Here is a 23,861-nt window from a genome sequence, read left to right on the forward strand (position 1 = left end):
TTGCCGATTTGTCACGAATTTAGCGGTTCCGAACACGACGGTGGACTGCTCCGCCGTCGAATCATCGGAAAAACGGGCCGCCGCATCGGCGACCCGCGGTCACTCGGAGATCTCAGGCGGCGGCGAGCGGCTGCATGGATTTAAGCCGCGCCAGCGCCCCGCGGAGTTCCGACACCGAATTGAAGACGGCGTCGTCGAGATCCATCACATGATATTTGACGGCCATGAACTTGACCTTGCCGTCCTGGTGAAGCGCGACGCCGACCGGCTGTCCCGCATGTTCGATCACTTGTTTTTCCATGGCATTCCTTCCCATTGCGCCTGTGTTGCAGGTCGCTCTGTTGTTCTGCTGAGGACTGGCGTCGCTAAAGCGCGGAAAACCCGCGCAAACGACTGTTTCCGGAACAGTCGGCCGTCATGGAGCGGCCCCAAGAAGAAGCGGAACGATCATCGATCTTCATTCCCTTGTCTCCCTGTTAACATTGCAAACTTCGCGGCGGTCGGAGCGCCGCGAACGAGGGGAGATATGGTCATGGAAAAGGACTTTTCAATGACCCAGATCAAACCTGGGCGCCCGAGCGCTAAATCGCCGAAAGTTCTGCATTTTCGAACAGTTTTTTTACGGCGCCGCGTTGCGAAATAGATGGATTTCACGTAATTGTGAGCCACGGCTTTCCCATGTCATAAATCGACCGTATTTCAACTGCTTGGAGTTGGAGGAGGACGGCGTGGAAAGGTCGCCTCATGCGCCTCTCGTCAAGCTCGCGCATATCCCTTGCCGCCGCACCGGCGGTGGCGCCCTGTCGTGTCACGACGCGGCGTCGGTCCGGTGAGAGATGTCGGCAGCCGGATAGTTGCGCCCACTTGGGAGGATGCGCGTGACGGCAACGGAATGATGGGGAATGCAAGGGGCACATCGGACAATTTGCTTGCCGGACGCTGCGAAGGCAGCCGGCGGTTTCATGGGATATCCACACCACCTATGGAACCTGCGCCGGCAATGGCGCGTTGTGAACGCAAATTCGACAGACTCTTGCCAGAAACCTACACTATTGATCGACAACACCAGATTCGTCCCTAGCAGCTTGCGTCTTACGGGTTCCAGAACATGACGATGAATGCCTCGCCGACCAACTTCTCTCGCGCCGCTTCGGCGGAGATGACCGATATCCAAGGAAAGAAGGTCCTGATTTACGGGATGAACTTCTCGCCTGAGATCGCGGGCGTCGGCAAATACACGGGCGAAATCGCCGAATATCTGAGCGGCCAGAAGGCCGATGTCACCGTTGTGACGACGCCCCCGCATTATCCCGGCTGGGCGGTTCGCGACGGCTACCAGAACGCCTATTCGGTGGAAAGCCGCAACGGCATGAAGGTGTTTCGCGTGCCGCTCTTCCTCAAGGAGAATATGGGCGGGATCTGGCGCCTGATCGCGCCTCTGTCCTTCGCGCTGACATCGGCGCCGGTGACGCTGTGGCGCATCCTGCGCCATCGCCCGGATATCGTCATCTGCATCGAGCCGACGCTGTTTGCCGCCCCGCTCGCCATTCTCGCCGCCAAGGCGGTGGGCGCGCGCACCGTGCTGCATTCGCAGGACCTCGAAGTCGACGCCGCCTTTGCCGTGGGCCATCTTAAAGCGAACAAGTGGCTGAAGAAGGCCGCATTCATGTTCGAGAAGGCCACGCTGAAGGCGTTCGACCGCATCATCACCATTTCTGAACGGATGGCGGGCAAGCTGGTCGAGAAGACCGGCAATCCGGAACAGGTCGTGATCGTCCGTAACTGGGTCGACCTCGAACATATCTATCCGCTCGGTCGCACCTCGGCCTATCGCCAGGAACTCGGCTATGCCGACGACGATTTCATCGTGCTCTATTCCGGCAATATCGGCGCCAAGCAGGGCCTCGATACGCTGCTGGAATCGGCCCGCAAGCTCGAAGACAGCCATCGCAAGATCAAGTTCGTGGTGGCGGGCGAAGGCCCGGCGAAGAAGTCGCTGATGGCGAAATATGGCAGCCTGAGCAATGTGCAGTTTCTGCCGTTCCAGCCCTATGAGCGCTTCAACGAATTCATGAACCTCGCCAGCCTGCATGCGCTGCCGCAGGAGCGCGGCGCAGCCGACCTCGTGCTGCCGTCCAAGCTCGGCGGCATGCTGGCCTCCGGCGCGCCTGTGGTGGTGACCGCCGACATGGGCACGGAGCTCGCCAACTTCCTCGGCGACAGCGCGCTGATCACCCCGCCCGGCGATGTCGAGGCGCTGACCCGCGCCATTCAGAACGCGTCCAAGGGCGACCGCGAAGATTACAAGGATCGTCGCGCCGATCTGTCCCGCAAACTGTCCAAGCAGGACGGCTGCATCCTGTTCATCAACGCCGTCACGGGCTGAGCCCGATGCCGCAATCCGGTTCGACCGAGCAAGGCGCCTTTCGGCGCCTTCTCAATTTGGGCCTGTTGATCGGCGGCTTCGGCGCCGGCCAAGGCTCCATCTTTCTCGCCCAGTCCTATCTCGTCGCCACGGGCCGCACCGAGCTTCTGGCGATGTTCGGCACGCATTTCTCTTTCGCCATGCTCGGCATCATCGCCGTCGAGGCGGGATCGCTGACGATTCTCGCGGCGCAGATCGCAAGGCTGCTGCATTCGGGCGGCGAAAGGCGCGACCTCTGGCGGCTCTACTGGGAAACGACAGCCTTCCGCGTCACCATGGCGGCGCTGCTGATCCTCGGCTCGCTGCTGACGGTCGCCTGGCTGCCCCTGCCCGATTTTTCACGCGCTTATGTGGTCTCGATCCTACCGGCCTTCGCGGTCTGGGCCTTCAACGGCGCCGGCTTTCTCGACGGGTTGCAGAAGAGCGGCGTGAGCGGCGTCACCGGCGCGATCGCCTATGTCGCATCCGCCGCAGCGCTGGCGCTGTCGCTCGATCTCGATCCTGAGACGGCGGGCTATGTCACGGGCGGCGCGCTGAGCTTCGGCTATGCCGTCACCGTGCTGACCCAATTCATCGCGCTCTCGGCCTTCGGCTGGCGTCCCGCCTGGGCGCGACCGAGCGCCGGCGGCATCCGCAAGGCCTTCATCGAGGAAAGCTCGATGCTGATGGGCCTCCTGCCCGGCCAGCTTTATTTCCGCGCCCAACTGGCGATCTCCTCGCTGTTTCTTGGCGCGACGGCGACGGCCATGCTGGTCTACGCCAAGCAGATCGTCGGCGCGGCGAGCCAGGTGGCGGCCTTCGCACGCCGCATCGAATTCCCCCGCATGGTGCAGGCGCTGGAGCGCAATCCCTCGCTCGGCGTGGGATCGCTGATGATGATGCAGAAGGGCTCCTTCGCCATCGCCGGCGTGCTGTTCGCCGGCGTGGTGGCGACGAGTTTCGTCGTTCGGGCGCTGGGCTCGGGCTTCAGCGTCGAGGCCTGGACCTTCCTCGCGCTGTTTTCGGTGACGATCCTCAGCGAATCCGTCGGACAAGGGCTGGTGCAATGCCTGTTCGCCCGCGGACGCATTCATGGCGCCGGTCTGGCGCGGCTGACGGCGGTGGTCGCGGCAACGCTCTTCGGGTATGTTATGGCGCGCAGCCTCGGACCGCAGGTCTTCATCCTGTCCGATCTGCTGTCGCATACGCTGGTGATATCGCTGACATTCATCTGGCTTAAGAGGAGCGCTCGGTCCTGATGACGGCGGAGACACCCCCGGAAACACCGATGGGCGGAGGTGTGGCGGCGCGGCTTTCGCGGATGGAGCCGTTTACGCTTTTTCTCTCCGGCTTCATCCTGCTCTATGGGGCGGTGTCGCTGCTGCTCGAACATGGGGCTGGGATCATCGGCTTCGCCAAGGCGCCCTACCTCAACGCCGCCTCCTATCTCTATGCGCTCGGCTTCGTGGGTGCGGGGCTTGTGCTCAACAAGGTGACGATCCGCTTCTTCCTGCCGCATCCCTATGCGATCCTGTTTCTGCTCACCGGTTTCATCGCCGCCGTCACCGGCATACTGAACGGCAACGCCCAGCAATATATCGTCGCCTGGAGCCTCTATTTCGTCACTGCTGTTCTGGTGTTCCAGTTCTTCCGCAATCCGCGGACGGAAAGCCTGGCCGATACGGTGGTGAAACTTCTCTATTCGCCGCCCTTCCTGGCGATTGCGCTGGTCTTCGCCTTTCTCTCGGTGTTCAACAAGGACAATCACTACCAGTATATGCTGTTCGAGGTGATCGCCCTTTACGGCATGCTGATCCGGCCGAGGCTCGTCGACAAGGCGTTCGGCGCCGTCATCTATCTCTTGATCCATCTCGGCTCGAATGACGGTTTCGTGCAAGTTGAGATCAACCGCGCCTCGATCCTGGCGGTGGGCTCGATCGGCGTGCTCTACCTCCTGTCGCGCCGGCACCTGGTGGTGCTGTTCTTCCTGATCTTCGCTGCGCTGGGGACCATCGGCTATGCGCTGTCGCTCGACGACGAGACGGTCGAGACGCTGCCGCGCAACATCAAGGAAGCCATCATGCTGATGAAGGGAGACGACGTTTACAACCACGTCTCCTCCTATCAGCGGGTCTATGAAGGCCAGAAGGTGATGGAGGATTATCGCGACGCCACAGATACCGAATGGCTGTTCGGCATGGGGCTCGGCCGCACCGTGGACATGACCGGCGCCGCCGACAAGACGCCCGGGCAACATGCGCTGCTCGGCGCGACGGAAGTGCACAATATCCACTTCCTGCATTACGCCATCTTCCACAAATTCGGCTTTGCGGGGCTAGCGCTGGTGGGCGGCCTGATCCTCACGGTGTTCTCGATGTTCTTCGCCGACCTGTTCCGCGGACGGCTCGACGACATCTCCCTGTTCTTCTATTTCTATCTCATCTACACCATCGTCTTTGCTTTTCCGGCGTCGAACTTCCTGATCGCCAATCCGCTCTGGCCGGCCTTTTTCGGAATGCTGACGCTGATGCGGCTGAGACGCCGGCAGAATGCCGCAGCTTTTGACACAGCCGGCCCGGTCTGGCAGGAAAAGCCGATGGAACCGACTTAATCTCACCGCATTCTGGTCGTTTGACGCCGCCCTGCCCTCGTTTCGGAGACACACAAGAGATGAAGTTCATGATCGTCAACGCGTTCGGGCGTTCGAACCGCGGCGACTCCGTCCTGCTCGACGAATGCATTCACGAAATCCGCGCGCGTTATCCGGATGCGAAAATCGCCGGCGCGGTGTTCGAAGGCATTGCCGACGCGGCGGCCGTTCATCCGAAAGTGGCCTGGTCCGAACGCATCGGCAATACCGGCGGCGGCGGCGTGGTCAATCGCCTGAAATCGATCATATTCCTGCTCGCGGCCTGGCTGTCGCCCTATCTGCCCTTTCTCGGTCTCGAAAAGCTGCTGCCGCCGGCCCAGCGCGAGACGCTCGCCGCGATCCGCGACGCCGATGTGGTGATCTCGGCGCCGGGCGGCTATATCCACGACACCAATTTCGCCTATTTCATCGCGCTTCTGCATGTGCATCTCGGCACGCTCTATGGGAAAACGGTCATTCTCGCGCCGCAGAGCGTGGGGCCGATCGAGCGGCCGGTGTCGCGCGCGGTCGCCCGCCATGTGCTGGGCAAGGTGCCGTTCCTCTGCGCGCGGGAAAGCTATTCCTACGACTTCCTCGCCCATGAACTGAAGCTGCCGGAAAAGCAGATCTTCCGCACCGGCGACAGCGCCTTCTGGAACGATCGCGTCGAGGACGACGCTGAGCTGGTGGACGGCATCTATCGCCAGATCGGCGTCGATCCGACTAAGCCGATCTTCGGCATGACGGTGGTCAACTGGTCCTTCCCGAAATCGAAGGAACCGCGCGCCGATTACGAGCGCTACACCGACGCCGTGGCGCGGGCCGCCGACCATATGAGCGAGACGCATGGCCTGACGCCGGTGATCTTCAACCAGGTGTCCGAAGATCTGCCGACGGCCTATGACGTGCAGAAGAAAGCGAGACATCCCGTGGTGATCGACGCGGTCAGCCGCGAGCCGGACATCCTGCGCGCGCTGATCCGCCGCTCCAGCGTGTTTCTCGGCACGCGTTTCCATTCCTGCATCTTCGCGATGATGGCGGGCCGGCCGACCTTCGCCATCGCATATCTGCCGAAGACCGAATATATCATGAACGACCTCAAGCTCAGCCACCGGCATACGCCGATCGACAAGATCGACTACGCCTATCTGATCGAGCGGGTGTCGAAGGATTACGCCGATCTCGCTGCATCCGAGGCCGAGATCCAGAACGCCGTGAAGGTCTACCAGACCAATTTCACCCGGCTGCAGGACATACTCGCCAAGATCGGGAGCCGCGCATGATCAAGCGGCTGGCGCTGACTCTGCCTACGGTGTCTCCGCTCGGCGGCGGCGTCTCGGAAGCGGTGCGGCTGCATCTGTCGGCGCTCGCGCCGGCGGGTTTCGAGAAGATCAGCGTGCATGCCGTGGACGCCTCGACCGAAAAGGTCGATCCCGAGCAATGGCGGGCGGCGGAGCTGCATCTGCATCGGTTCTTCGGACCGAAGAGCTACAGTTTCGCGCCGGGCGCCCTTCTGTCGCTGCTCAAGGCCGATCCGGATCTCGTGCACGTGCATGGCGTCTGGCAGTTTCAAGCCGCGGCCGCCTATGCCTGGTCGATGCTGACAGGGCGTCCCTATGTTGTGAGCCCGCATGGCATGCTGGAGCCGTGGATCCGGGCGCGTTCGCCTGAGCTCAAGGGCGCGGTGTCGAAACTCTACCAGAACCGGTTCCTGCGCAAGGCTGCCGGTTTTCATCTGCTGACCGACAAGGAAGGCGGCGATGTCGCGGAATTCGTCACGGGCCAGCCGAGCCGCATCATCCGCAATTTCGCCCAGGCTTTCGCAAGCGACGGCCAGCCGCCCTCCTGGATGAAGCCCGAGTATGAGGGCCGCAAGGTCTATCTGTTTCTCGGCCGCATCCACGAGAAGAAGGGCTGCATGGAGCTGATGCAGGCCTGGGAGAAGCTGTCGCTCGACGACCCCGATTTCGCCCGGTCTTCGCTCCTGGTGTTCTGCGGCTGGAACGACGGCATCGAGGGTTTCGAGCGGCGCGCCGACGACCTCAACCGTCGCTTCGGCAATGTGCTGTTCGCCGGCCCGCAATATGGGCCGGACAAGGCGCGCTCCATGGCGTCGGCCCGCTATTTCCTGCTGCCGTCGAAGAGCGAGGGTCTGCCGATGGCGGTGCTCGAAGCCTGGGCGGCGGGCGTGCCCGCCATCCTGACGCCGGAATGCAATCTCGCCATCGGCTTCGAGCGCGGCGCGGCCTTCCGCACCGGCTTTGCGCCGGAGACGATCTATCCCGCCCTCAAGGCTGCGCATTCCCTGTCGGATGCGGAGTGGGATCAGGCGTCGGCGCGCTCGAAGACGCTGGCTGCTGAGGAATTTTCCGAGGAAAGCGTGCGCAACGGGTTGCTCGATCTCTATCAAGCGGCGGTCGACTGGAAGAGGAAGAAACGATGAGCGTTCTCGACGCCAAAGCCGCCAATCCGCGCGAGGGCGGACCGAGCTTTTCGCTGAAACATCGGTTGTTCCGCGCCGCCTGGAACCTCACCTGGGCGCTGGCCGGCAGCTGGACGCCGGTGCCGCTTTACGGCTGGCGGCGCTTTCTGCTCAACGCCTTCGGCGCGAAACTGTCGCCCAAGGCGCGGGTCTATCCCAAGACGACGATCTGGTATCCGCCCAATCTGACCATGGACGACCATGCGCTCGTCGGCCCGGGGGTGATTCTCTACAATATGGGACAGATGAAAATCGGCTCCTACGCAATCATCTCGCAGCGCGCCCATCTCTGCGGCGGCACGCATGATCCCGATGATCCGCATTTCCAGATCCAGCCCAAGCCGGTGACCATTGAGCCCAAGGCCTGGGTGGCGGCGGAGGCGTTCGTCGGACCGGGCGTCACCGTCGGCGAAGGGGCTATTCTCGGCGCGCGCGGCGTTGCGGCGAAGAATCTCGAGCCCTGGGGGATCTATGCGGGCAACCCGGCGAAGAAGATCCGCGAGCGGAAGAGGTTTTGAGCCTCGGCTCGATCTAGAAATTCGGCTTTTTGCTTAAGTAAGCGGCGTGCACAGCCCCTCATCCGGCTGCCGCCACCTTCTCCCCGCGCTTGCGGGGAGAAGGGCGATGGAGCGCTGACGTTGCCACATCATCCTTCTCCCCGTTTTTACGGGGAGAAGGTGGCGGCAGCCGGATGAGGGGCGGAGCACGCCCTTCGATCCTCACCCAATCCGATGCTGATAGGCGCCGCGGGCCGAGCTCGACACATAGCGCGACAATTTTCCGAGGCGGGTCTTCGACAGCGCGACGCCGAGCAATTTCCCCCTGATTTCAGGCTCGCCCGCCAGCACCGATGTGATCAGTTCGGCCGGCGCGCCGCCCCATTCGGCGACGAGCACGAAACCGTCGACGACAGGCGCGATGGCCGAAGCGTCGGAAGTGGCGGCGATGGCCGGGAGATCGATGATGACGACGTCATGCTCGCCCGCCTGCCTGGCGAGGAATTCCCGAAATTTATCGCCGGTCCAGAGCGCGGCGGGATCGGCCTTGCGGCCCTCGCCCACCGGCAGCAGCGTCAGATTGCTCTTCCTGTCGAAGAGTGCGGCCTGATCGAGCGGCGCATCCACCATGACAGCGTCGACGATGCCGCCGGCAGGGCGACCAACCAGCCAGTTGGTGAGGTCGGGATCGCGCAGATGGCCATCGACCAGCAGCACACGGCGACCCTGGTTGGCCAATTGCGCGGCGAGATTGACAGCGACCACGGTCTTGCCCTCGCCCGGAAGCACCGAGGTGACGCCGATGACCCGAGCCTTGTCCACCGGCGACGGCAGAGCCGCGACGCCAGCGGCGCGCAGCGTCTCGGCAAAGCGGTTATAGGGCTGATCCACAGCGCGGCGGGCGCCGACGGGCAGGCTGAATTGAGAAACGGTGGTGGAGCCGGTGAGACGGCGCTCCCTGGGAACCACAGGCATATAGCCGAAGAAGCGGGCGCCGAGGCTGCGGGCGAGCGTATCGCCGTCGCGCAGGCCGCGGTCGCGCATTTCCCGCCAGGCGGCGAACAGGCAGCCGAACGCGGCTCCCAGGATGGCGCCCACCGCCAGCAGGAAGCCCTTTCGCGGCGCAATCGGCGCGGCAGGCGTCCGGGCGTCGGAAATAATCACCGCGTCCAGGCCGGGCAAAGCGCGGGAGATCGTCACGTTTTGCAGTTTGTCGATCAAGGCGGCGCCGGCAGGGCCGCTCGTCGTGGCGAGTTCGGCCTCGATGGCGGAGCGAATCCGCGCATTGGCGGCGTCGGACGATTCGGCCAATGTTTCGCGGAACGCTTCAGCGAAAGCCTGCGCCATGATGCTGGCTACATCGGGATTGCCGTGGGAGAAGCCGATCGAGGCGACATAGGTGCGTCCCTGCCGGGTGACGCTGACGCCGGACCGCAGCGCGCTTTCGACCCGCTCGGCGGACGGGGCGCCGACACGCGCGGAGCGCTTTTCAAAGCCGGCCAGCGCCTTTTCGAGAGGTGACTGTTCGGCGCCGTTCAGAAGCGCGATTCGATCTTCATCTTTCAGGCCTGCGGCGACCTTGCGGATCACCAGCGTGGACTTCGCGAGCTCCATCTGGCTGAGGAACTGGCCCTCTTCCTCCGGCGTGGTGGTGACCGAGCCTTCTCGAAGCGGATCGACGGCGAAGCCGGAGCGGACCATGACGGTCGCGGCGGCGCTGTAACGCGGCGGCTGGCTGGCGGCGTAGAGGCCGCCGGCGGCGAGGCCGAGCAGCGTGAACACAGCCAATCCCTTCCAGCGCCGGCGAAAGATGCCGGCAAGCTGTTCGAGAACGTGAATATCGGAGGAGGAAGCCGCGCTGTTGGCCAAGAAAGCACCCTATATCGCCAAGGAAAGGCGGCCCCGTGAAGGAGCCGCCAAGGCGATATAGAATGCGCTTGTGTCGCAATCAAGGTAAGCGCGGCGCCATGGTGAACGTCGGCGTCAGGCGGTGCGCAGGCGCTTCTGTTCGACGGCGATATTGGCCATGGAGGCGATGAGAATCATCGCCGCGCCGAGCCAGAGATAGCCCTCGGGCGCATAGCCGAACACGATCCAGCCGGCCGCGACATTGAGCGGCAGCTTGAGATCGTCGAAAGGCTGGACGTAAGCGGCGTCGGCGCTTTCATAGGCCTTGGCGAGCCAGTATTGCGCAAGCGCCATCACGAGGCCCGAGAGAGCGACCCAACCCAAGATCTCGCCAGTCGGCCACTGAAAGCCGGCCGCGACAGAGAAAGCGGCGTTGACCGGCGTGAGCAGCAGCAGCAACCAGACAGTGACCGTCGCCGAACTCTCCTCCGGCAGCAGGCTCTTGGTGAGAAGCGACGCGCCGCCCCAGAGCGCGGCCGCCAGCACCGGCAGCAACGAATAGAGCGAGAAGGCGTCCGACCAGGGGCTGAGGATGACCATAGCGCCGGCGAAGCCCAACGTGATCGCGCCCCAGCGCTCCGCGGTCACCTTTTCGTCGAGAAAGAGCGCCGCCCCTGATGTGACGAAAAACGGCGAGGTCATCACCAGCGCAATCGCCTGCCAGATCGGCACGCCATTGGCCAGCCCCATGACCCAGGCCTGAACGCCGAGCACCGATAGCGCCACGCGCGCCAGATGCGTCAGCGGCCGCCGCGTCGCCAGCGCGCGAACGCCCGCCTTCACCACGACCGGCAGCGAAAACAACAGCGCAAAGCCATATTGCCAGAAGGCGTCGGCGGTGGGGGGAAGGCCGAGATTCATGGTGACATGCTGCGTTACCACATTCACCAGCGTGAAGCCGAGGCCCGCCAGCACCATGAAGGCCGCGCCCCGGAAGGCGGGCGATGATATTCCATTCAAACCAGACTGATTCATGTTCCTATCCCATCGGGGTCAACACAAATCAGGGCGCACGAGGATGCGCAATTTCACCACGGACGCGCGCAGGCGCATTCCGGGCAGCCATTGTCAAACCCGCTCTCTTTCATCCGGACTGTGACCGTCGGCTCTGGAATTGCGCCAGATCTGCTGACGCCTCCTGCTTTCGACAGGAGGCCGCTCGCGGGCTTGGATTTCTCCTTTACCGCCGGTGGGGAATTTCGCCCCGCCCTGAGAACGTCGCCGGTCACCCGGCCGATAAAATCTAGTCGATGCAGCCGATGACAGCAACACCAATCTCGCAACTGCGAAAGGATTGCATCACCCACAAAAAACAAAACCCGGCCATGTGAAGGGCCGGGCCTTGCGCCAAATCTAGGCGGGAGCGATCAGCTGTTGACCGCGTCCTTCAGGCCCTTGCCTGCCGTGAACTTCGGCACGTTGCGCGCCGGAATGTCCACTTTTTCGCCGGTCGAAACATTGCGGCCGACGGACGCTTCGCGGCGGCTAACGGAGAAGTTGCCGAAACCCACGAGGCGAATCTCGCCGCCCTTCTTGAGCTCGTCCTGCACGGTGTCGAACACCGCATCCACAGCGGTCGCTGCATCGGCCTTGCTGAGGCCAGAGCGTTCGGCGACAGCCGCCACGAGTTCACTCTTGTTCATGTTTCCACCCCTTTCATAGTTGGTTTGAAACGATTCGTAATGTGATGGGCAGAATAGACATCGGCTGCCCGACGGCAACTCTGTTATACGAAAAACCCGGCAAATCCAGCCTGTTCAACGCTTTTTCCATAATGAAATGGCCGGTCTTTCGACCGGCCATCGTATTTTTCGAGCCAATTGGGCAACGAGCGCCCTCAGTGAGCGATCGACACCGAGGCGTCGCCCTCCGCGTCGGGCTTGGCCGGCGCGCTTTCGAAGGATTCGTCCCACTCGATCGGAACCGGCTGACGCACAAGAGCATGCTCCAGCACTTCGCCCATTCTGGAAACCGGAATGATCTCCATATTGTTCTTCACGTTGTCCGGTATGTCCGCCAGATCCTTGGCGTTGTCAGCCGGAATGAGCACCTTCTTGATGCCGCCCCGCAAGGCCGCGAGCAGCTTTTCCTTGAGGCCGCCGATCGGAGACACCCGGCCGCGCAGGGTGATTTCCCCGGTCATCGCCACGTCGTGACGCACCGGAATGCCGGTCATCACCGAGACGATGGCCGTCACCATGCCGATGCCGGCCGACGGACCGTCCTTCGGCGTCGCGCCATCCGGCACGTGGACGTGGATGTCGCGCTTTTCGAACAAAGGCGGCTTGATGCCGAAATCGATGGCGCGCGAGCGGACGTAGGACGCCGCAGCGGAAATCGATTCCTTCATCACGTCCTTGAGGTTGCCGGTGACCGTCATGCGGCCCTTGCCCGGCATCATCAGACCTTCGATCATCAGCAACTCGCCGCCGACTTCCGTCCAGGCGAGACCGTTGACGACGCCCACCTGGTCTTCCTTGTCGGCTTCGTCGTGGCGGAACCGCGGCACGCCGAGATAGTCGGATAGATTGTCCACGGTGACGGCGACCGACAGCACCTTGCTGCGCAGGATCTCGGTGACCGCCTTGCGGGCAAGCTTGTTGAGCTCGCGTTCCAAGTTACGAACACCGGCTTCCCGCGTGTAGGAGCGGATGACTTCGAGCAGCGCCTCGTCGGTGATCGAGAGCTCCTTGGGCTGCACGGCATGGTCGCGCATGGCCTTGGAGATCAGGTGCCGCTTGGCGATTTCGAGCTTTTCGTCCTCGGTGTAGCCGGCGATGCGGATGATCTCCATGCGGTCCATCAAGGGCGCAGGGATGTTCAGCGTGTTCGCCGTGGTGATGAACATCACGTTGGACAGGTCGTATTCCACTTCCAGGTAGTGATCCATGAAGGTGGAGTTCTGTTCCGGATCGAGCACCTCGAGCAGAGCGGATGACGGATCGCCGCGGAAGTCCATGCCCATCTTGTCGATTTCATCGAGCAGGAAGAGCGGATTGGCCTTCTTCGCCTTCTTCATCGACTGCACGACCTTGCCGGGCATGGAGCCGATATAGGTGCGGCGGTGACCACGGATCTCGGCTTCGTCGCGCACGCCGCCCAGCGCCATGCGGACATATTCGCGTCCGGTGGCCTTGGCGATCGAACGCGCCAGCGAGGTCTTGCCGACGCCCGGGGGGCCGACGAGGCACAAGATCGGGCCACGAATCTTGGTCGAACGCGCCTGCACGGCGAGATATTCGACGATGCGCTCCTTGACCTTGTCGAGGCCGAAGTGATCGGTGTCGAGGATCTTCTCGGCGTTGAGCAGATCGGTCTTGACGCGTGAGAACTTGCCCCAGGGCAGGCCGAGCAGCCAGTCGAGATAGTTGCGCACGACGGTGGCTTCCGCCGACATCGGGCTCATCTGCTTGAGCTTGCGGAATTCGGCGTCGGCCTTTTCGCGGGCTTCCTTCGACAGCTTGGTCTTGGCGATCCGGCTTTCGATTTCGGCCATTTCATCACGGCCGTCCTCGTCGCCCAGTTCCTTCTGGATCGCCTTCATCTGCTCGTTGAGGTAATATTCGCGCTGGGTCTTCTCCATCTGGCGCTTGACGCGCGAGCGAATGCGCTTCTCGACCTGCAGGACGGAGATCTCGCCTTCCATGAAGCCGAGCGCCTTTTCGAGACGTTCCTTCACGCTGACGGTTTCCAGCATGCCCTGCTTGTCGGTCAGCTTGATCGACAGATGCGAGGCGACCGTGTCGGCAAGCTTCGAATAATCGTCGATCTGACCGGCGGCGTTGACCACTTCCGGCGAGATCTTCTTGTTGAGCTTGACGTAGTTTTCGAATTCCGAAACGACGGAGCGGGACAGGGCCTCGATCTCGACGGCGTCTTCCGTGGGCTCGACCAGCACGCTGGCCTGGGCCTCGTAGAATTCCTCGCGATCGGTGTAGCTGTCGATCTTGGCGCGGCCGCGGCCTTCCACCAGAACCTTGACGGTGCCGTCGGGCAGCTTCAACAGTTGCAGGACATTGGCCGCGGTGCCGACTTCGAAGATCGCGGCCGGCGACGGATCGTCATCGGTGGCGTTCTTCTGCGTGACCAGCAGGATCTGGCGATCAGTGCCGATCACCTCCTCCAGCGCGCGGATGGACTTCTCGCGGCCGACGAACAGCGGCACGATCATATGCGGAAAAACCACGATGTCGCGCAACGGCAGGACGGGATAGTTCTGCTGGCCTTCTTCCGTCGGGAATGTTTTTTTGGTCATTTGTTTCCCTTTCAGTCCAGACCCTTACGGCCTGCGGAGAGTGGTCCGCGCCGTCGGCCTGTTCGGGATAGAGGTGGAGATCCTAAGCATGCAATTCAAGGCTGGGACGATCGCCGAAAATGCCTGCCGTCAAAAATCCGTCATATCCCGCGAACATTCAATCCGACCCGGATGGTCCGAAGCTTACGCAGCTTGCGCGTATTGGCATCGCCGGAATCTTAACCCTGTTTTGCGCCGATCCAGTCGCCAAGGCAACGCGTTTTTCGTCATCCTCTGCCAAAACTGCGCCCCAGACGCAAAAAGCCCGGCCGGAGCCGGGCTTCTCAAAACGATAGAACCGTCAGACGACTCAGGCGGAGGCCGGAGCCTTCTCGTCGCGACGATCCGCGTAGATGTAGAGCGGACGGGCGCTGCCCTTGGCCACCTCCTCCGAAATCACCACTTCCTGCACGCCTTCCATGGCCGGCAGTTCGAACATGGTGTCGAGCAGGATCTTTTCCATGATCGAGCGGAGACCGCGGGCGCCGGTCTTGCGGATGATCGCCTTGCGGGCGATTTCGCGCAGCGCCGCTTCGTGGAAGGTCAGTTCCACGTCTTCCATCTCGAACAGGCGCTGATACTGCTTCACCAGCGCGTTCTTGGGTTCGCTGAGGATCTGGATCAGCGCGTCTTCATCGAGGTCTTCCAGCGTCGCCACGACGGGCAGACGGCCGATGAATTCCGGGATGAGGCCGAATCTGACCAGATCTTCCGGCTCGAGATCGCGCAGCACATGGCCGACGCGGCGATCATCGGGGGCCGCGACCTTGGCCGCAAAGCCGATCGAGGTCTTTTCCGAACGGGCCGAGATGACCTTTTCGAGGCCGGCGAAAGCGCCGCCGCAGATGAACAGGATGTTGGTCGTGTCCACCTGCAGGAATTCCTGCTGCGGATGCTTGCGGCCGCCCTGCGGCGGAACCGACGCGACGGTGCCTTCCATGATCTTCAGCAGAGCCTGCTGGACGCCCTCGCCCGACACGTCGCGGGTGATCGAGGGGTTGTCGGACTTGCGGCTGATCTTGTCGACTTCGTCGATATAGACGATGCCGCGCTGGGCGCGCTCGACATTGTAGTCGGCGGCCTGGAGCAGCTTCAGGATGATGTTCTCGACGTCTTCGCCGACATAGCCCGCTTCCGTGAGCGTGGTCGCGTCAGCCATGGTGAAGGGCACGTCGATAATGCGGGCCAGCGTCTGGGCGAGGTAGGTCTTGCCGCAGCCGGTCGGGCCGACGAGCAGGATGTTGGACTTCGCCAGTTCGATGTCCTGATTCTTGGATGCATGCGCCAATCGCTTGTAATGATTGTGCACAGCGACAGCGAGAATGCGCTTGGCCGTCTTCTGGCCGATGACATATTCGTCGAGGACCTTCATGATGTCCTGCGGGGTCGGCACGCCTTCCCGCGACTTGACCATGGAGGATTTGTTTTCCTCGCGGATGATGTCCATGCAGAGTTCGACGCACTCGTCGCAGATGAACACGGTTGGACCCGCGATCAGCTTGCGCACCTCATGCTGGCTCTTGCCGCAGAAAGAACAATAAAGCGTGTTCTTCGAGTCGCCACTGTTGCTTCCGCTGACTTTGCTCATTTTCACTTCCTTCCAGCACGCCGCGACCAGAAAGGAACGCGGGGTCGATCATACACCCCGGCATGAAGCGGCGTTTCCGCTGTTACACGAGGCCTGAGGGACAGATGGTTCGGCGCAACGCAGCACATTCGCACGATAACAGCAACATGTCCCCATTGCTCAATGGGAAGCCTATGTCACAATTCTTCAACATAGGCTTAATGCTATTCCTAAACGCCCGAGGCTTCCACGCAAATTGCTATCGGACACAATCTTGTCAAGAACAGGGCTTGTCAAGCGAAGAGCGGGGCAACCCGCCCTTCTATCCCGTGCGTTCGGCGCGGCGTCAAGCCTCAGGCCTCCTCGCCGCCCTCGCGCTCGGCGCGGGTGGTGATGACGTCGTCGACCAGGCCCCAGTCCTTGGCCTCTTCCGCCGTCATGAAGTTGTCGCGGTCGAGAGCGCGCTCGACTTCCTCATAGGTGCGGCCGGTATGCTTTTCATAGATCTCGTTCAGGCGACGCTTCATCTTGAGGATGTCGCGAGCGTGACGTTCGATGTCGACGGCCTGCCCCTGGAAACCGCCCGAAGGCTGGTGGACCATGATGCGGGCGTTCGGCGTGGCGAAACGCAGGCCCTTGGAGCCGGCGGTCAGAAGCAGCGAGCCCATCGAGGCGGCCTGGCCGACGCAGAGCGTGGAGACCGGCGGGCGGATGAACTGCATCGTATCATAGATCGCCATGCCGGCGGTGACATAACCGCCGGGCGAATTGATGTAGAGCGAGATTTCCTTCTTCGGGTTCTCCGATTCCAGGAACAGGAGCTGCGCGCAGGCCAGCGCCGCCATCGTGTCGTCCACCGGGCCGATCAGAAAGATGATCCGCTCACGAAGCAGCCGCGAGAAGATATCCCAGCCGCGTTCGCCGCGATTGGTCTGCTCGATCACCTGGGGAATAATCGCCATGGTGGTTTCAATCGGATCTCTCATGTCCATCCTTCACATAAACTCCCCGGAGATCGGTTATTTTCTCGGGAATCAACCTTTTCTCTGTTCCCATACATAGAGTGTCCGTCCCCCGGACTTCAAGCCATGCGCGGAAATTGCGCTATCCCTCGCCGATTCGCTCTTAAAGGCAGATTACGCCGGGGCATGGCTGCACCGGAATTGGGCGTCAGGGTGAACAATGTGTGAAGCGGCGCGCCAAAATCAGACGCGGAGATTTTGAACCGGATAGTCGGCTATAGCGTGATCGGCGGTCATAACAATCAGATCCTCGCAAAGGGCCTGGGCGACCAGCAGACGATCGAAGGGATCGCGGTGGATGAGCGGCAGATCCAGGACGCGGACGGCATGGGCGCCGGTGACGGGGAGTTCATGGTAGCCCTCGGCAATCAACGCCACTCTCAGCCTGCTCGGGTCCACATTGAAATCAGCTTTCTTCAAAGATTGCTTGATCGCCACTTCCAGAATTGAAATCGCGCTGAACCAGATAGTGTTGTCGGGGCTTTCCAAAATTCCCGTGATCTCTTCTGACAGTCGAGAGGACTGCATCGACATCCAAATCAAAACATTGGTGTCAACGAGGTAGTTCATCGCGCCCCTCGAAAAGGGCGATGATTTCTTCCTGGCACATCGTATCGAAATCGTCGGGAACGCTCATCTGGCCATCGAGAAAGCCGATCCGGCGCGGTCGGCGAGCAATTTTCTGCGCCGGCTCGAAACGCACAACGGGCTTGCCAGCCTTTTCGACGATAATAGTCTCTCCGCCCTCGGCGGCTGACATCAAGTCGCTGAAGTTTTCTTCCGCTTCCTGCAGGCTGACATGACGCATGGCCGTTCTCCCGCTCAACGGGCCTGAATATAAGACAGGAGCGGCGCCATTGCAATTTTCACAGGCCCCGCCATAAAGTCCCGCGGAGTTCACACGAGTATCCCGCATGTCCCATTTCCCCGCCTATTTCAAATTCGACGCCAGCAATCGCCGCGTGTCGCTCGACGCCCGCAATCCCGATTTTTACCGCAATCCGAACATCGCCTATGCGGCCATGCACGCGGCCTCCCCCACTTTCTGGTGGGAGGAGGAAAAGCAGTGGTATTTCACCGGCTACGACACCGTGAACGCGTTTTTGCGGGACCGCCGGTTCGGGCGGCAGATCACCCATGTGATGAGCCGTGAAGAACTCGGCTGGGCTGAGCCGCGCGCCGATCTCGCCGATTTCGACAGGGCCGAGTCCAAGTCGCTGTTGTCGCTCGAAGCGCCCGAGCACACGCGGTTGCGAACGCTGGTGAACCGCGCCTTCGTTTCGCGGCAGATCGAAAAGCTCAGGCCCGAGATCACCTCGCTCTGTCACGAATTGATCGATGGTTTCGCGCCCGATCGCGGTACGGAACTGTTGTCCTCCTTCGCCGAAGTCATCCCCGTCACCATCATCGCCGCCATGATGGGCGTGCCGATGGACATGCGCCGGCAGTTGCTCGACTGGAGCCATGACTATGTGCGGATGTATATGTTCGGCCGCACCGCGGAGGACGAGGCGCTCGCCAACAAGGCCGCCCGCGACTTCGCCGACTATGTGAAGACGCTCGCCAAGGAGAAGCGCGCCAATCCGCAGGACGATCTGCTGACGCTGATGCTGTCGCCGGCCCGCGACGGGCAGTTCCTGACCGAGGACGAACTCGTCTCGACCGCGATCGTGCTGCTCAACGCCGGCCATGAAGCGACCGTCCACCAGATCGGCAATGCGGTGAACATCATTCTCGCCTCGGAACATGATCCCAAGGCGCTGTTCGCCGACGCAAAATCAACCGAACTCACAGTTGAGGAAAGCTTCCGCATTTCCGCCCCCGTTCACATCTTCAAGCGCTGGGCGCTCGAGGATGTCGAGGTCGACGGCGTGCAGTTGCGAAAGGGCGACGAGATCGGCCTGATCCTCGCGGCCGCCAATCTCGATCCGGGGAAATTCTCAGATCCCCTCGCCTTCAAACCCGATCGCAACGAGGGCCTCAGCCTCTCCTTCGGTGCCGGCATCCACTTCTGCATCGGCGCGCCGCTCGCGCGGCTGGAGATGAACATCGCCCTGCCGATCCTGTTCGAGCGGCTTCCGAAAATGCGGATCGCCGAGGTGCCGGTGGTGAAGGACGTCTATCACTTCCATGGGCTGGAGCGGCTGGATCTGGAGTGGTGAAATTAGGGATAGTATCCTAAAAGGATCTCCAAGGTCCGGCGCATGGCGAGCCGCAGTTCCGGCGGATCGATGATTTCCAAGTCCGGACCAAGTTTCAGCATTTCGGATATGGCCATACGCTCCTGCGCCACGGGAAGGCGCGCGACGCGCCAGCCGCGTTCGTCAGGCTCACCGATGAGTTCGAGTTTTGCCCGAACAAATGCTGGCGCTATGTGCTCGAGTTCTTTGATCCCCCCAGGGGACAGGCGAACAGTCGCCCAGTTCTGATAAAGCTCATGCTCCAGTCGGCGTGTATTCGCCTTCCAATAGTCGGCGAGGTCAAAATCTGTGGGCCAGTCGAAGTGCTCATTGGTCACGATCAGGTCTAGCACGCGGGAAATCCTGTAGGTGCGGACGGAGGTTTCGACGCGGGCGACCAGATACCAGGCTCCGCCCTTCATTACGATGCCGAGTGGGTCGGCGTCCCGGCTCTTCTCAGCCTTCCATGAGCGATAGCGCATGCAAATGCGCTTGGAGTTCCAAACTGCATCGGCTACCGCCTGAAGATGGATGGGCTGTTCGCCTTCAGCGAGCCAAGCGGGCGCATCGAGATGGAACTTGGACTGAATGCGTCTTGCGCTTTCGCGAAGATCCTCCGGCAGCGCCGCCGTCAGTTTTTTCTGCGCGCCGGCCATCAGCGAACCCAGACCAAGATCCGCGGCGGCGCCGGGAATTCCTGTGAAGAACATGGCTTCCACTTCGGCTGGTGTCAGGCCGTTGAGACGGACACGATATCCGTCGAGAAGCCGATAACCGCCCTCTGAGCCACGCTCGCTGTACACGGGAACGCCGGACAGCGACAGGGCGTCGACATCGCGATAGATCGTTCGCACTGACACTTGATTTTCCGCCGCCAGCGCCTCGGCGGTCACAAGCCCTTTTGCCTGGAGGGTGGTCAGAATGTTGATCAGCCGGCTTGCCCGCATAAGAAAAATCTCCTCCCCCCAGTTTGGTGAAAACAACCTGACACGATCTGACAGGTATGGCGCAGCATTCTCTCTTCATCGCCAAAAACGCGATGCATTCTTCAAGGGAGATTTCCGATGATCAATAACCTGCCGATCACCCTCTTTTATTCGCCCCAGACCCGCGCCACCGGCGCGCGGGCGCTGCTGGAAGAATTGAAGGTTCCATACCATCTTCATGTGCTCAACATGAAGGTCGGAGAACAGCGCCAACCGACCTATCTTGCCGTCAATCCTCTCGGCAAGGTGCCTGCGGTTCGAGTCGGCAATGCGCTGGTCACCGAACAAGGCGCTGTCTACCTTTATCTGGCCGACATGTTTCCCGAAGCCGGGCTCGCGCCCGGGCTCGCTGATCCCGACCGAGGCGCCTATCTCCGCTGGCTATTTATCTATGGAAATTGTTTTGAACCGGCGGTGATCGATCGTTATCTGCGGCGCGAGCCAGCCTCCCTGAACGACACCCCATATGCCAGCTACCCTTCCCTGATCGACATGCTCGAAGAGGCGTTGAAAGCCGGGCCATATCTCCTCGGCGATCGCTTCACGGCAGCGGACCTTCTTTGGGGAGGCGCACTGCGTTGGACGACGATGTTCGGTCTCGTGGAAGCCCGCCCTGCCTTCCAAGCTTATATAGGCCGGATCAATGATCGGGCGAGCATCCAGAAGGTTTTGGCCGAGGACGCCAGAATGTTGACCGAGCACGAAGCGGCAGCGGCGTTGCTGAACGCTGCCGGTTAAAGCCGGATCACATAATCCTTCGTCGTCGTCTCGACCACCTCCCACGTCCCGACAAAGCCGGGCCGCAGGATGAGGCGGTCGCCGGCGCGGAGATGCGCGGGCTCGCCGCCGTCCTCAGTAACGATCGAATAGCCTTCGAGGATATGGAAATACTCCCATTCCTCATAGACGATCTTCCATTTGCCGGGCGTCGCGCGCCACACGCCGGCATAGAGACCGCCCTCGGACTCTTCGATGTTCCAGGTGGTGAAAACCGGATCACCTGCAATCAGCCGGTCCGGCGCGGGCGCGCCGGTTTCCGGAGTGATCGACGAGAGATCGAAGCCGAGGGCGTGGTTCGTCATGCTTTTTCGAGAGCCTGTTCGAGATCGGCGATGATGTCGGAAGCGTCTTCGATACCGACCGACAGGCGGACGACATCAGGGCCGGCGCCGGCGGCGATCTGCTGCTCGGGGGTGAGCTGGCGATGCGTGGTCGAGGCCGGGTGGATGACGAGCGAACGCGTGTCGCCGATATTGGCGAGATGCGAGAACAGCTTCAGGCTTTCGACCAGTGTCTTGCCGGACTCGTAGCCGCCCTTGAGACCGAAGGTGAAGACGGCGCCGGCGCCCTTGGGCGAATACTTCTTCTGCAGCGCATTGTTCGGATCATCCTCGAGACCGGCATAGCTGACCCAGCCGACCTTCGGATGCGACTTCAGCCATTTGGCGACGGCAAGCGCGTTTTCGCAATGGCGCTGCATGCGCAGCGGCAGCGTCTCGATGCCGGTGATCAGCAGGAAGGCGTTCATCGGCGCGATGGTCGGGCCGAAATCGCGCAGGCCCAGCACGCGGGCGGCGATGGCGAAGGCGATGTTGCCGAAGGTCTGGTGCAGGATCACGCCGGCATATTCCGGGCGCGGCTCCGACAGCAGCGGGTATTTGCCGGACGCGGACCAGTCGAAGGTGCCGCCGTCGACGATGATGCCGCCCATCGAATTGCCGTGGCCGCCCATGAATTTGGTCAGCGAATGCACGACGATGTCGGCGCCGTGCTCGATCGGACGCACGAGATAGGGCGAGGCCATGGTGTTGTCGACGATCAGCGGCAGGCCATGCTTGTGAGCGACCTCGGCGATCGCTGCGATATCCACGAAGGCGCCGCCGGGATTGGCGAGGCTTTCGATGAACACGGCCTTGGTGTTTTCATCGATCAGCGCTTCCATAGCCGAGGGATCGGACATGTCGGACCAACGCACATGCCAGTCGAAACTCTTGAAGGCGTGGCCGAACTGGTTGATCGAACCGCCATAGAGACGCTTGGCGGCGATGAAATTGTCGCCCGGGCGCATAATGGTGTGGAAGATCAGGAGCTGGGCGGCATGACCCGAGGCGACGGCCAGCGCGGCGGTGCCGCCTTCGAGCGCGGCGACGCGCTCTTCGAGCACGGCCTGGGTCGGATTCATGATGCGGGTGTAGATATTGCCGAACTGCTGCAGGCCGAACAGTGCGGCGGCGTGATCGGCATTGTCGAAGACGAAGCTCGTCGTCTGATAGATCGGCGTGATGCGCGCCTTGGTGGTCGGATCGGGTTGCGCGCCGGCGTGAACGGCGAGCGTGGAAAAGCCCGGATTGTCTTTGCTCATGAAGTCCTCCCTTTGTCAGCGTATCCTCAGGACGGCTTATCCTGAAGACGCCGAGATGAAATTACGTCGGCGACTATAACGGCTCGACTGAGAAGCGCGCGCAAAATTCACACGCGAAAATTGGAAAGCCTGAAAAATTCATTTTGCCGGACACGGTTATTTCGCGCACACCGTTCCCCCTGTGCCTCCACACAAAAGCAACGGCCCCTCGCCTTGCGCGCGCGATCCCGCCGCCGAACAACAAAAAAGCCGCTCCCAGGCGGCCTCATGATCATTCGTCGCGGTAGACTTTTTCGCGGCGCTCGTGGCGTTCCTGCGCTTCGATCGACAGAGTGGCGATCGGCCGGGCGTCGAGACGCTTGAGGCTGATCGGCTCGCCGGTTTCCTCGCAATAGCCGTAGGTGCCGTCGTCGATGCGCTGCAGGGCGGCATCGATCTTGGAGATCAGCTTGCGCTGCCGGTCGCGGGCTCGAAGCTCGATGGCGCGGTCGGTTTCCGAAGACGCCCGATCGGCGAGATCGGGATGGTTGGCGCTTTCCTCGGCGAGATGGTCGAGCGTCTCGCGCGCTTCGCGCAGGATTTCGTTTTTCCAGGCGACCAGTTTGGTACGGAAATATGCTCGCTGCCTCGGGTTCATAAATTCTTCGTTTTCCGAGGGAACATAGTTCGTAAGATCGATACTCTCACTCAACGCGATTCTCCTGAAGAACAACCCGTACAAGGCGGCTCTATAGCTCCGCAGCCTTTCTGATTCAAGCAGAAAGCGCGAGTTTAACGGATTTTAAATCTGTCATATTCGCGTGCTAAGTGGTTAATTTACGTGCACGAATTGCCTTTCTATTGATCAGGGCGGCAAATCCGGATCGCGTTTGGCCGCGTCTTCGGCCGCACAAATCACCGGGCCGTGACACATTGTCTCCAATTGGGACAGGATTGACCTTTCCCGGTACGGCTGGTTTAACCGGCGATCATGCCGTTGGGAGCCGGATTGGACGAGATGACGTCACCCAAGAGTCAGTATTTTCGTCTTTTTCTGCTGCGCCACGCCAATGCCGCCTGGCCGGAGCCGGGCGGTCGCGACTTCGACCGGGCGCTGGATCGCAAGGGACAGGCCGACATCCGCGACGTCGCCGTCCGCGCCTATGCGGCTGGTTATCAGCCCGACAGGCTCATCGCCTCGCCTGCGCGCCGGTGCAGGGAAACGGCGCAGGCGATTCTCGACGTGTTCGGCTCCTTGACGGCCAACTACGACCAAACGCTCTATGACCAGGGACCAGAGGCCTATTGCCGGCTGATCGAAGGTCACGCTCAGGAGCCGAGCGTGATGATCGTCGGGCACAATCCGATGATCGAGGCGCTGGCCGCGCAAATCCTGACGGAACAGCCGGGCGAACTGGCCTTCGGCTATCCCACCGCCGGACTGCTGGTTGTCGATTTCCAACGCCCGTTGCGCCTGTCACAGGGAGCAGGCGTGATCGTGGACATGATCGCGCCGCTTTGATCTCCGAGGCCGGCGACCTATATTGGTTC

22 protein-coding genes and 1 riboswitch are annotated in these 23,861 nt (G+C 61.6%); of the genes, 9 read left to right on the top strand and 13 right to left on the bottom strand.

Features of this window, described 5'->3' with window-relative positions; genetic code table 11:
- Nucleotides 1-112: 112 nt before the first annotated feature.
- Nucleotides 113-301 (bottom strand): hypothetical protein, encoded by a 189-nt coding sequence (locus tag E8Q41_RS23685; protein WP_137158031.1) that lies wholly within the window; start codon nucleotides 299-301, stop codon nucleotides 113-115.
- An 807-nt stretch (nucleotides 302-1,108) separates the two neighbouring features.
- Between E8Q41_RS23685 and E8Q41_RS23690 the strand changes: the two genes are divergently transcribed.
- The 6 genes from E8Q41_RS23690 to E8Q41_RS23715 are packed head-to-tail and all read left to right on the top strand — an operon-like array spanning nucleotide 1,109 to nucleotide 8,033.
- Nucleotides 1,109-2,386 (top strand): WcaI family glycosyltransferase, encoded by a 1,278-nt coding sequence (locus E8Q41_RS23690; protein WP_137158032.1) that lies wholly within the window; start codon nucleotides 1,109-1,111, stop codon nucleotides 2,384-2,386.
- Between the two features lie 5 nt (nucleotides 2,387-2,391).
- Nucleotides 2,392-3,663 (top strand): hypothetical protein, encoded by a 1,272-nt coding sequence (locus E8Q41_RS23695; protein WP_137158033.1) that lies wholly within the window; start codon nucleotides 2,392-2,394, stop codon nucleotides 3,661-3,663.
- Nucleotides 3,663-5,015 (top strand): hypothetical protein, encoded by a 1,353-nt coding sequence (locus tag E8Q41_RS23700; RefSeq protein ID WP_137158034.1) that lies wholly within the window; start codon nucleotides 3,663-3,665, stop codon nucleotides 5,013-5,015. The genes E8Q41_RS23695 and E8Q41_RS23700 overlap by 1 nt, the downstream gene beginning before the upstream one ends.
- A gap of 59 nt (nucleotides 5,016-5,074) precedes the next feature.
- A complete protein-coding gene (locus E8Q41_RS23705) occupies nucleotides 5,075-6,316 on the top strand; it encodes a polysaccharide pyruvyl transferase family protein (protein ID WP_137158035.1) in 1,242 nt (413 codons plus the stop codon).
- On the top strand, nucleotides 6,313-7,476 hold the full coding sequence (locus E8Q41_RS23710; protein ID WP_137158036.1) for a glycosyltransferase: 1,164 nt from the start codon (nucleotides 6,313-6,315) through the stop codon (nucleotides 7,474-7,476). The genes E8Q41_RS23705 and E8Q41_RS23710 overlap by 4 nt, the downstream gene beginning before the upstream one ends.
- Nucleotides 7,473-8,033 (top strand): putative colanic acid biosynthesis acetyltransferase, encoded by a 561-nt coding sequence (locus E8Q41_RS23715; RefSeq protein WP_137158037.1) that lies wholly within the window; start codon nucleotides 7,473-7,475, stop codon nucleotides 8,031-8,033. The genes E8Q41_RS23710 and E8Q41_RS23715 overlap by 4 nt, the downstream gene beginning before the upstream one ends.
- A gap of 201 nt (nucleotides 8,034-8,234) precedes the next feature.
- On the opposite strand, the gene E8Q41_RS23720 is transcribed toward E8Q41_RS23715, so the two are convergent.
- The 8 genes from E8Q41_RS23720 to E8Q41_RS23755 form a co-directional block, all read right to left on the bottom strand.
- Nucleotides 8,235-9,881, bottom strand: a complete 1,647-nt coding sequence (locus E8Q41_RS23720) for a Wzz/FepE/Etk N-terminal domain-containing protein (protein ID WP_137158038.1) — start codon at nucleotides 9,879-9,881, stop codon at nucleotides 8,235-8,237.
- Nucleotides 9,882-9,995: 114 nt separating this feature from the next.
- The gene (locus tag E8Q41_RS23725) at nucleotides 9,996-10,895 is read right to left on the bottom strand and encodes a DMT family transporter (protein WP_137158039.1); all 900 of its coding nucleotides are present in this window, start codon (nucleotides 10,893-10,895) and stop codon (nucleotides 9,996-9,998) included.
- Between the two features lie 97 nt (nucleotides 10,896-10,992).
- A riboswitch (FMN riboswitch) is annotated at nucleotides 10,993-11,141 on the bottom strand.
- 146 nt (nucleotides 11,142-11,287) lie between these two features.
- Nucleotides 11,288-11,641, bottom strand: coding sequence for an HU family DNA-binding protein (locus tag E8Q41_RS23730; RefSeq protein WP_280776447.1), 354 nt, complete (start codon nucleotides 11,639-11,641; stop codon nucleotides 11,288-11,290).
- A 116-nt stretch (nucleotides 11,642-11,757) separates the two neighbouring features.
- Nucleotides 11,758-14,175, bottom strand: coding sequence for an endopeptidase La (gene lon, locus E8Q41_RS23735; RefSeq protein ID WP_137158041.1), 2,418 nt, complete (start codon nucleotides 14,173-14,175; stop codon nucleotides 11,758-11,760).
- Nucleotides 14,176-14,524: 349 nt separating this feature from the next.
- The gene (gene clpX / locus E8Q41_RS23740; protein ID WP_137158042.1) at nucleotides 14,525-15,802 is read right to left on the bottom strand and encodes an ATP-dependent Clp protease ATP-binding subunit ClpX; all 1,278 of its coding nucleotides are present in this window, start codon (nucleotides 15,800-15,802) and stop codon (nucleotides 14,525-14,527) included.
- A 332-nt stretch (nucleotides 15,803-16,134) separates the two neighbouring features.
- Nucleotides 16,135-16,767 (bottom strand): ATP-dependent Clp protease proteolytic subunit, encoded by a 633-nt coding sequence (locus E8Q41_RS23745; protein ID WP_137158043.1) that lies wholly within the window; start codon nucleotides 16,765-16,767, stop codon nucleotides 16,135-16,137.
- A 219-nt stretch (nucleotides 16,768-16,986) separates the two neighbouring features.
- Entirely contained in the window at nucleotides 16,987-17,373 is a 387-nt protein-coding gene (locus E8Q41_RS23750; protein WP_137158044.1) for a type II toxin-antitoxin system VapC family toxin, read from the bottom strand.
- Entirely contained in the window at nucleotides 17,357-17,611 is a 255-nt protein-coding gene (locus tag E8Q41_RS23755) for a type II toxin-antitoxin system Phd/YefM family antitoxin (protein ID WP_137158045.1), read from the bottom strand. The genes E8Q41_RS23750 and E8Q41_RS23755 overlap by 17 nt, the downstream gene beginning before the upstream one ends.
- Before the next feature lie 106 nt (nucleotides 17,612-17,717).
- On the opposite strand from E8Q41_RS23755, the gene E8Q41_RS23760 reads away from it, so the two are divergent.
- Nucleotides 17,718-18,965: a cytochrome P450 gene (locus tag E8Q41_RS23760; RefSeq protein ID WP_137158046.1), complete on the top strand. Its 1,248-nt coding sequence runs from the start codon at nucleotides 17,718-17,720 to the stop codon at nucleotides 18,963-18,965.
- Between the two features lie 2 nt (nucleotides 18,966-18,967).
- Here the strand turns inward: E8Q41_RS23760 and E8Q41_RS23765 are convergent, their stop codons facing one another.
- The gene (locus E8Q41_RS23765; protein WP_137158047.1) at nucleotides 18,968-19,930 is read right to left on the bottom strand and encodes a YafY family protein; all 963 of its coding nucleotides are present in this window, start codon (nucleotides 19,928-19,930) and stop codon (nucleotides 18,968-18,970) included.
- A gap of 117 nt (nucleotides 19,931-20,047) precedes the next feature.
- On the opposite strand from E8Q41_RS23765, the gene E8Q41_RS23770 reads away from it, so the two are divergent.
- Nucleotides 20,048-20,707, top strand: coding sequence for a glutathione S-transferase family protein (locus tag E8Q41_RS23770; RefSeq protein WP_137158048.1), 660 nt, complete (start codon nucleotides 20,048-20,050; stop codon nucleotides 20,705-20,707).
- On the opposite strand, the gene E8Q41_RS23775 is transcribed toward E8Q41_RS23770, so the two are convergent.
- The 3 genes from E8Q41_RS23775 to dksA form a co-directional block, all read right to left on the bottom strand.
- Complete coding sequence (locus tag E8Q41_RS23775; protein WP_137158049.1) at nucleotides 20,704-21,051, bottom strand: cupin domain-containing protein; 348 nt, start codon at nucleotides 21,049-21,051, stop codon at nucleotides 20,704-20,706. The genes E8Q41_RS23770 and E8Q41_RS23775 overlap by 4 nt on opposite strands.
- Nucleotides 21,048-22,331 (bottom strand): O-acetylhomoserine aminocarboxypropyltransferase, encoded by a 1,284-nt coding sequence (locus tag E8Q41_RS23780; protein WP_137158050.1) that lies wholly within the window; start codon nucleotides 22,329-22,331, stop codon nucleotides 21,048-21,050. Before E8Q41_RS23780 ends, E8Q41_RS23775 begins: the two co-directional genes overlap by 4 nt.
- 271 nt (nucleotides 22,332-22,602) lie before the next feature.
- Nucleotides 22,603-23,022: an RNA polymerase-binding protein DksA gene (gene dksA, locus E8Q41_RS23785; protein ID WP_137158051.1), complete on the bottom strand. Its 420-nt coding sequence runs from the start codon at nucleotides 23,020-23,022 to the stop codon at nucleotides 22,603-22,605.
- Between the two features lie 306 nt (nucleotides 23,023-23,328).
- Between dksA and E8Q41_RS23790 the strand changes: the two genes are divergently transcribed.
- Nucleotides 23,329-23,832, top strand: coding sequence for a histidine phosphatase family protein (locus E8Q41_RS23790; protein WP_170976593.1), 504 nt, complete (start codon nucleotides 23,329-23,331; stop codon nucleotides 23,830-23,832).
- Nucleotides 23,833-23,861 lie beyond the last annotated feature (29 nt).

The sequence above is a fragment of the Rhizobium sp. FKL33 genome (assembly GCF_005222915.1).
In the GTDB taxonomy this organism is placed as follows: domain Bacteria; phylum Pseudomonadota; class Alphaproteobacteria; order Rhizobiales; family Rhizobiaceae; genus Rhizobium_E.

Coding starts and splice junctions, on each gene's coding strand:
- E8Q41_RS23700 (WP_137158034.1), top strand. CDS start 3,663: ATGACGGCGGAGACACCCCCGGAAACACCGATGGGCGGAGGTGTGGCG.
- E8Q41_RS23695 (WP_137158033.1), top strand. CDS start 2,392: ATGCCGCAATCCGGTTCGACCGAGCAAGGCGCCTTTCGGCGCCTTCTC.
- lon (WP_137158041.1), bottom strand. CDS start 14,175: ATGACCAAAAAAACATTCCCGACGGAAGAAGGCCAGCAGAACTATCCC.
- E8Q41_RS23760 (WP_137158046.1), top strand. CDS start 17,718: ATGTCCCATTTCCCCGCCTATTTCAAATTCGACGCCAGCAATCGCCGC.
- clpX (WP_137158042.1), bottom strand. CDS start 15,802: ATGAGCAAAGTCAGCGGAAGCAACAGTGGCGACTCGAAGAACACGCTT.
- E8Q41_RS23715 (WP_137158037.1), top strand. CDS start 7,473: ATGAGCGTTCTCGACGCCAAAGCCGCCAATCCGCGCGAGGGCGGACCG.
- E8Q41_RS23710 (WP_137158036.1), top strand. CDS start 6,313: ATGATCAAGCGGCTGGCGCTGACTCTGCCTACGGTGTCTCCGCTCGGC.
- E8Q41_RS23790 (WP_170976593.1), top strand. CDS start 23,329: ATGACGTCACCCAAGAGTCAGTATTTTCGTCTTTTTCTGCTGCGCCAC.
- E8Q41_RS23685 (WP_137158031.1), bottom strand. CDS start 301: ATGGAAAAACAAGTGATCGAACATGCGGGACAGCCGGTCGGCGTCGCG.
- E8Q41_RS23765 (WP_137158047.1), bottom strand. CDS start 19,930: ATGCGGGCAAGCCGGCTGATCAACATTCTGACCACCCTCCAGGCAAAA.
- E8Q41_RS23725 (WP_137158039.1), bottom strand. CDS start 10,895: ATGAATCAGTCTGGTTTGAATGGAATATCATCGCCCGCCTTCCGGGGC.
- E8Q41_RS23780 (WP_137158050.1), bottom strand. CDS start 22,331: ATGAGCAAAGACAATCCGGGCTTTTCCACGCTCGCCGTTCACGCCGGC.
- E8Q41_RS23745 (WP_137158043.1), bottom strand. CDS start 16,767: ATGAGAGATCCGATTGAAACCACCATGGCGATTATTCCCCAGGTGATC.
- E8Q41_RS23770 (WP_137158048.1), top strand. CDS start 20,048: ATGATCAATAACCTGCCGATCACCCTCTTTTATTCGCCCCAGACCCGC.
- E8Q41_RS23775 (WP_137158049.1), bottom strand. CDS start 21,051: ATGACGAACCACGCCCTCGGCTTCGATCTCTCGTCGATCACTCCGGAA.
- E8Q41_RS23690 (WP_137158032.1), top strand. CDS start 1,109: ATGACGATGAATGCCTCGCCGACCAACTTCTCTCGCGCCGCTTCGGCG.
- E8Q41_RS23750 (WP_137158044.1), bottom strand. CDS start 17,373: ATGAACTACCTCGTTGACACCAATGTTTTGATTTGGATGTCGATGCAG.
- E8Q41_RS23705 (WP_137158035.1), top strand. CDS start 5,075: ATGAAGTTCATGATCGTCAACGCGTTCGGGCGTTCGAACCGCGGCGAC.
- E8Q41_RS23755 (WP_137158045.1), bottom strand. CDS start 17,611: ATGCGTCATGTCAGCCTGCAGGAAGCGGAAGAAAACTTCAGCGACTTG.